This is a genomic window from Ideonella sp. P3_A4 (genome assembly GCF_056403075.1).
Genome location: NZ_JBFUGE010000307.1, coordinates 1 through 7,004, shown reverse-complemented (window position 1 = coordinate 7,004; position 7,004 = coordinate 1). Strand labels below are relative to the sequence as shown.

6 protein-coding genes are annotated in these 7,004 nt (G+C 60.9%); 3 read left to right on the top strand and 3 right to left on the bottom strand.

The genetic code is table 11. From position 1 onward, the window contains the following. From AC1DYI_RS22265 to AC1DYI_RS22255, 3 genes are all read right to left on the bottom strand, one after another. On the bottom strand, positions 1–203 hold a 203-nt coding region (locus tag AC1DYI_RS22265), incomplete at its 3' end, for a hypothetical protein (protein ID WP_477206320.1). Between the two features lie 78 nt (positions 204–281). Beyond that, positions 282–1,763 (bottom strand): metallophosphoesterase family protein, encoded by a 1,482-nt coding sequence (locus tag AC1DYI_RS22260; protein ID WP_477206319.1) that lies wholly within the window; start codon positions 1,761–1,763, stop codon positions 282–284. Between the two features lie 62 nt (positions 1,764–1,825). Next, positions 1,826–2,872 carry an SDH family Clp fold serine proteinase gene (locus AC1DYI_RS22255; RefSeq protein WP_477206318.1) on the bottom strand — a complete coding sequence of 349 codons (1,047 nt, stop codon included), beginning with the start codon at positions 2,870–2,872 and terminating at the stop codon, positions 1,826–1,828. A gap of 147 nt (positions 2,873–3,019) precedes the next feature. Between AC1DYI_RS22255 and ku the strand changes: the two genes are divergently transcribed. From ku to ligD, 3 genes are all read left to right on the top strand, one after another. Beyond that, positions 3,020–3,973: a non-homologous end joining protein Ku gene (ku, locus tag AC1DYI_RS22250; RefSeq protein ID WP_477206317.1), complete on the top strand. Its 954-nt coding sequence runs from the start codon at positions 3,020–3,022 to the stop codon at positions 3,971–3,973. A gap of 10 nt (positions 3,974–3,983) precedes the next feature. Continuing rightward, positions 3,984–4,874, top strand: coding sequence for a tetratricopeptide repeat protein (locus tag AC1DYI_RS22245; protein WP_477206316.1), 891 nt, complete (start codon positions 3,984–3,986; stop codon positions 4,872–4,874). Between the two features lie 15 nt (positions 4,875–4,889). Then, positions 4,890–7,004, top strand: a 2,115-nt coding sequence (ligD, locus tag AC1DYI_RS22240; RefSeq protein ID WP_477206315.1) for a DNA ligase D, incomplete at its 3' end; no start/stop codon positions are given.

Sequence of the window (7,004 nt, the reverse complement as noted above, 5' to 3'; positions counted from 1 at the left end):
CTCTTTCGAATGAATTCTGTCGGCACGGCTTTGCCGTCGGCGATGTGGACGTCTGCCGAAATGCCTTGGTGTCCGTTGTAGTCGCCGTCCAATATTAGAAGGTCGTGCATCCATTGCGGCAGGAAATGCTCGCCTGTTAGCCCCTCCGCGCCGCAGAATATGCACTGACGTCGGCTCTGCTTCTTCGAGCTTGCCTTGCCCACAGGCCCTCCCAATCAGATCGTCGAATGTAACCACCGATATTACCAAGAAGCGGGCCGTCGCGAGCGACGGCATTCAGTCTAGACCTTTGCCGAAAAGTTATGAACTCGAATCGGGGCGTCAGGAGAAAACTCAGTACCGTTCCATTCGTACTTTTGCGATTCAACCTTCCATGAGGTACCGGAGTGGCTGATTGAATAAGTCTGGAACGAACGGCGAGCCTCTGCGCAAGACGGGACCTTGGCTGACGAGCCGGACATCATCTGAATGAACGCTCTGGACTTCAGCCTCCGGGAAAGCTGCGAAACTTGATCGGCGACCTTCTTGAGGCTCTTTCTATCATGCACCGAAAGGCCAGTTGAAATTCTCTTCTGAATTCTCTTCAGTTCGCCAGGCTCAAGCGTTGTAGCTCCTGCCGCCCCCATATCATGAAGGTATGTTTCAACACTTCTTCTGAGCTCCTCAGGCGCCTCCAGGCCTCGCTTCAGCAGCTCAAAAACCCTCTCCGCGAGCTCTCCGTCGTCGATTTCTTTCCCGGGTGACTCACGCTTAAGGTCGAAGCGCTTTACCCAGCTCCCAATCACTCCAAACAACTGCGTCACGGCCTTAGGAAGCCGTCGCCCTTTGTCATCCACCAGCTGAATCGGCAATGACTCAAGGCCAATTAGCCGGCGGAAGTAGTTAAGCATGTAGCGGCTAACGGCGCGCCGATCGAAATGCGCACCATAGTCATGCACATCAAACGCCGGAATATGCTTATGCCCACAGAGCAGAACATCAAAATCGGAAAGCGCAATGTTTCGAAACACAATATCTCGATGCTGAATCCTCATGAAATAGTCGCTCTTCTTCTCCGGGGGCTCAAACAAGTAGTGGTGCATTACTAGTATCTTGAGGCTAGTCGCAAACTTTTCCTTGCTAATGAAGCCCCCCGTGCCGCATGGCACTTCAAGCAAACCCTGCATTCCTTTGTCATGCCATTCAAGAAGTTGCTCAGTTTGCGTAACCGTCAGCTTACCTTTTGCTATAGCTTGGTCAAACCTAAGAGTCCCGAATGGCGATTCTGTGTGTTCCTCAGTGTCACCAAGAAAACACGAATCAATAAACGCCATGTAGAGGCCGCGGCCATCTTTTTCTAGCCACCGGAAGAAGCAACCAGACTGCGGAATGACATGCTCAGGAAATGCAAAATTGTAGTTCTCCAGTGATTTCTGCCGTCGATCGAGGAGCGTTCCATCGGAAGATGCATTCCATGCATCGTGATTTCCTGGGACCACTCCGACACGCTCGGGCGAGAAGTTGAGTCCGGTGTACTCGCCAGCCCCAATTGGAATGGAGTGAAACAGCCACCCACTTGCCATAATTAGACTTTGACGGTCCCCATGGTTGCTAATATCACCTGAGGCAATGAGAAGATCCAGCCCATCCAGTTCTGAAATTCTTCTCTGTAAACCTAGCAGGTGTTCAATAGAATGGGCATGATTTGGATTACTTCGATCCGTACCTTCGGAAAAATGCAGATCAGAGATATGCGCAAGAAAGAAGCGGCTATCGTTAGACATAGTGACTCCGGCAGAAAATTCTTGACCTAAGCCTGGGCTCTTCATCATCCTCCGATGAACGGCTACGAGCCCCTTTTTCTATCGAAGATACGGACGGCACTCTTTCCTCTGCCTACCAGATCGACATCCTTGCTGAGCATGACATCAAGAATCACCCGTATAAAATCGAACGATTCATAGACGGCGTTGGCAAAGGAGTACTCTGTGGACTCTTGCTTGACGATCTCATTGCCTAAAAGATCACGCGCCTCATCAAAATCAACGACAAAGCCGTGATCTTTGTAGTGATTTACAAAGTGATCAGCCAATGACCTCGGCGTATTTGGAGCTTCAAGTGGTTTTCCAGACAGCAAACGTTCTGCGTACTGCCTTGCTGACTCATTTATTCTTTCAAAGTATCCAAGAATTCGCAGATCAAGCTTGCTTTCAATGTAGTCCGCCAGCATTTTTGAGGCTCCGGGATATTTACACGCGAGTTCTGATAGAATTTCAAGCGCGTTCTTCATCCCGAGTGCCGGCAAACCACCTATTTGCGGATCGATTGGCCCCAGCTCGCTCATGAGACCCATATGAATTTCGTCTGCCCCGAGGGAGAGCAATGTCGCGGCCGACTTAGCTTTTCGAGGCACAGCGACAACAAATCTCCCATTTGACAGCCGCTTGCATGTCTTGCTGATGAGGTAGCCAGCCTCAACGCTACCGCCGAGGTTATGGAGAACGAGGAGAATTGGGCCTTGTTTCTTCGCAGCACTTGCGGCTTTGTAAATCCGATTCGAATGCCAAGACGACAACTCATCTTGACCATCAAGAAGATAGATGGTGGTGTAGTTAGAGACTCCGTATCTTTCGGAAAGGGCTACAAGATGCTCAGCGTATGCCTCGGCAAACGCCTCCTCCTCGAAAGGCTCTTTGATCCATTCAAGGACATGAGCAGGTGCTGCGGCATCAGCGGACGCAGGCGCAGACTGAGTTGTTTCGGACATGGCATCGCTCACAAACTCATTGGTAATGTAGGTCGCCGACTTTTGCTCTGCCTCGGCTGTTCGCCGCAGTTCTCTGAAGCTTGCGCTTGATAGAGAGGAACGTATTTCGGTCGCAAAACCCGACATCGTCGAACAGCGAGAAGGGAAAACCCCAAGGGAATATCTCCTACTTTGGTCAGAAATCTCCGTCCGCCCTGCCGCCCTTCCCTCGCCTCCCGGAACGATTTATGCTGCTTCCCCCGCTCTACTCCCGCCGGTTCAGGAGGTGTTCTCATGGCAGCACGTTCCATCGCGTCGTTGACCCTCAGTTTTGGCCTGGTCAACGTACCGGTGAAGCTGTATTCGGCGACTGAATCGTCGAGTGCGGTGAGCTTCAAGATGCTGGCCAAGGATGGCTCGCGGGTGAAGCAGCAGTACGTCTCCGAATCCACGGGCAAGGTGGTCGAGCGGGCTGAAATGATCAAGGGCTACGAGTTCGAGAAGGACCGGTTCGTGCTCTTCACGCCCGATGAGTTGAAAGCGATGGACGAGGCGGCGAGCCATGTGATCGAAATCGTGGCCTTCGTGCCCGAGGCGTCGGTGGACCCGCTCTACTACGACCGCGCCTACTTCCTGGCGCCTGACAAACGCGGTGGCAAGCCTTACGCGCTGCTGGGCGCGGCCATGCGCGAGAGCGGCCGTTGCGCCCTCGCCCGTTGGACGAGCAAGGGCAAGCAGTATGTGGTGCAGATCCGCGCGGTTGAAGACGGCCTGGTGCTGCAGCAGCTGCTGTATGCCGACGAGGTGCGTTCGCTGAAAGACCTGGACATCGAGCCAGCCGATGTGTCGGCCGCCGAGCTGAAGCTGGCGCTGCAGTTGATCGACCAGATCTCGCAGGACGAGTACGACCCGCAAGAATTCAAGGACGAAGAGAAGGGCCGGATTCTTGCGGCGATCGACGCCAAGATCGCCGGCAAGCAGGTGGTGGCCTCGGCCCGCGCCGAAGAGCCGAGCGGCGGCCAGGTGATCGACCTGATGGAAGCGCTGCGCGCCAGCATAGGCCAGAAGGGCGGCAAGGCCACCGCGGCGCCGGCCAAGGCCAGCAATGGCAAGTCCGAGAAGCCGGCCAAGGTGGCAGCAGAGGCCATCCCCGCCGGCGCGCTGAAAGAGCGCAAACCGGTGAAGCGCGCGCCGAAGGTGTTGGAAGAAGTCGCCGCCGCACCTGCCCGCACCCGCGCACGCAAGTGAGCGAGCGCCCGTGAGCGATCAACCCGTCGTCGACACACCCTACACGCTGCGCCACATCGAAGAGATGCTCGGCTTGAGCCGCAGCGTGGTCACGGGCCTGGTCAACGCCGGCTTCGTGACGCCCGCGCGCGGGCCGCGCAACGAGCTGCGCTTTTCGTTCCAGGACGTGGTGCTGCTGCGCACCGCGTTTCACCTGCGCGCCGCCAACATCCCGCCCAAGCGGCTGCTGAGTTCGCTCAAGTCGCTGCGCGATCGGCTGCCTGCCGAGCTGCCGCTCAGCGGGCTGCGCATCAAAGCCGTGGGCAACCAAGTGGCGGTGAAAGAAGGCGATGCCCAATGGGGTGCCGAGTCGGGCCAGCTGTTGATGGACTTCGAGGTGGCGCCCTCGGCAGGCCARCAAGGCAGCGTGACGGTGCTGTCGCGAGAAGCCTCGCGCGAGCCGGCGGGCGCCTCGCCTAAGCAGCCAACCCCTGCCGTGAGCGCGCATGAGTGGTACCGCCGTGGCGAGCAGCTTGAGGGCGAAGACGATGGCGCCGCTGAAGAGGCCTACCGCCAGTCGCTCGCGCTGGCGCCGGACCACGTCTACGCCGCCGTGAACCTGGGTGCCATGCTGTGCGAGGCCGGCCGCTGCAAAGAGGCGGTCGAGGTGCTTGAGAAAGCCATCCGCGAGAAGCCGGACGAGCCGCTGCTGCACTTCAACGCGGCCATCGCGCTGGAAGACCTGCACCGCCGCCGCGAGGCGCTGGCCAGGTACGAGGCTTGCCTGAAGCTGGCACCCGACTTTGTGGACGCGCATCACAACGCGGCCAAGCTGTACGAGCAGGTCGGCGACCGCCAAGGCGCCCTGCGCCACTACAGCGCCTACCGCCGGCTGCAGCTGGCTGCCAACAGCGAGACGTAGAAAGGGTCAGCGACGATGCCGAGTGCCACCAGGCCTGCCAGCAAAGGCAGCTCGAAGGACTCGGTGGCCGCCCGTCGCACGCCACCACCTGCCAAGACCGCAGTAAAGGCTGCCGCCAAGCGCGCGGTCAAACCTGCTGCCAAGGCCACTTCCAAGCCTGCCACCAAGGCTGTTGCCAAGCCTGCGACCAAACGCAGCACCCCTGCCGCCGCCAAGTCACCCAAGCCCGCGGCCGACCCGTTGGGCCGCTACGGCGCCAAGCGCAAGTTCCACATCACACCCGAGCCACCGGCCGAGCGTGTGGCCAGCGCGGCGCTGTCGGGCCAGCTGCTGTACGTGATCCAGAAGCACTGGGCCGGCCGCCTGCACTACGACTTCAGGTTGGAGCTGGACGGCGTGCTGCTCAGCTGGGCCGTGCCGCGCGGCCCCAGCTACGACCCGAAAGAAAAGCGCATGGCGGTGCATGTGGAAGACCACCCTGTCTCCTACGGCAGCTTCGAGGGCACGATCCCGCCCAAGCAATACGGCGCCGGCACCGTGATCGTGTGGGACCGCGGCACCTGGACGCCCGTGGGCGACCCGCACGCCGGCATAGCCGCCGGCAAGCTGGTGTTCGACCTGCACGGCGAAAAACTCGCCGGCCGGTGGGAGCTGGTGCGCATCGCCAAGCCCGGCGACAAGCAAGACCCGTGGATGCTGTTCAAGAAGCGCGACGCGTGGGCCCGGCCGACGACAGAGTACGACGTGATCGCCGCCTTGCCCGACAGCGTGATCGCCAAGCCGCTGGGGCTGGTGGAAGAGCGCGAGCCGCGCGGGCTCGAATCGACGCCGGTCGGCCCGACCAGTGCAGAGGCGGCGACGGACCTGTCGTTGGCGCGCAAAGCCAAGCTGCCGGCCGCGCTGTCGCCACAGCTGGCCACCGCCGCCGCCTCGCTGCCGCCTGGCCGCTGGGCGCTGGAGCCAAAGTGGGACGGCTACCGCCTGCTGACGCGCATTGAAGATGGCAAGGCGCGCCTGTTCACCCGCAATGGCCACGACTGGACGCGCAAGATGCCCACGCTCGCCGCGGCCATCGAGCAGTTGGGCATCAGCGAAGCCTGGCTCGACGGCGAGATCGTGGTGCTCGACGCGCACGGCGCGCCCGAATTCAACGCGCTGCAAAACGCCATCGACGCCGGCCGCAACGACGAGATCGTCTACTTCCTGTTCGATGTGCCCTACCTCGGCGGCATGGACCTGCGCGCCGTGCCCTGGGCCGCGCGCCGCACCGCCCTGCGCGGGCTGATCGGCCCGGACGCACCAGAGCGCATCCGCTTCAGCCAGGACTTCGACGTGCCCGCGGCGCAGATGCTGGAGGCGGCGCGCACGATGCGGCTGGAGGGCATCGTCGCCAAGCGGGTGGATGCGCCCTATGTCTCGGCGCGCACCGACAGCTGGCTCAAGCTCAAGGGCTCGCGGCGGCAAGAGTTCGTCGTGATCGGTTTCAACGACCGCGCCAATGCGCCGGGCGAAGTGGGCAGCCTGCTGCTGGGCTACTTTGAAGGCGGCGTGCTGCACTACGCCGGCAACGTGGGCACCGGTTGGGACCACCGCGCCGGCAGCGACCTGCACGCGCGGCTGAAGAAGATCGAGATCAGCAAGCCGCCGGTCGATGCCGACGACGTGAAGCCCGGCCGCTGGGGCCGCCGCACGGCCGGGGGCGAGCGCTGGGTGCGGCCCGAACTGGTGGTCGAGATTCAGTTCGGCGAGTGGACGCCCGAGGGCCGTGTGCGCCACTCGATCTACAAGGGTCTGCGCACCGACAAGGCAGCGCCCGAGGTGTCGCGCGAGCCGGACGCGGTGGCGGCGCCGGCAACGAAGAAGCCGACCACCGGCATCACCGTGACCAACCCCGAGCGCGTCATCGACCCATCGACCGGCCTGCGCAAGATCGACGTGGTGCGCTACTACGAGAGCGTGGCCGATTGGCTGCTGCCGCACCTGAAGAACCGCCCGGTGTCGCTGGTGCGCGCGCCGGACGGCATCACCGGCGAGCTGTTTTTTCAGAAGCACCCCGAAAGCAAGATGCCCGGCGTGCGCGCCTTGGACGCGAGCCTGTGGCCGGAGCATGGCGCACTGCTGGCAGTGGAC

Coding starts and splice junctions, on each gene's coding strand:
- AC1DYI_RS22260 (WP_477206319.1), bottom strand. CDS start 1,763: ATGTCTAACGATAGCCGCTTCTTTCTTGCGCATATCTCTGATCTGCAT.
- AC1DYI_RS22255 (WP_477206318.1), bottom strand. CDS start 2,872: ATGTCGGGTTTTGCGACCGAAATACGTTCCTCTCTATCAAGCGCAAGC.
- ku (WP_477206317.1), top strand. CDS start 3,020: ATGGCAGCACGTTCCATCGCGTCGTTGACCCTCAGTTTTGGCCTGGTC.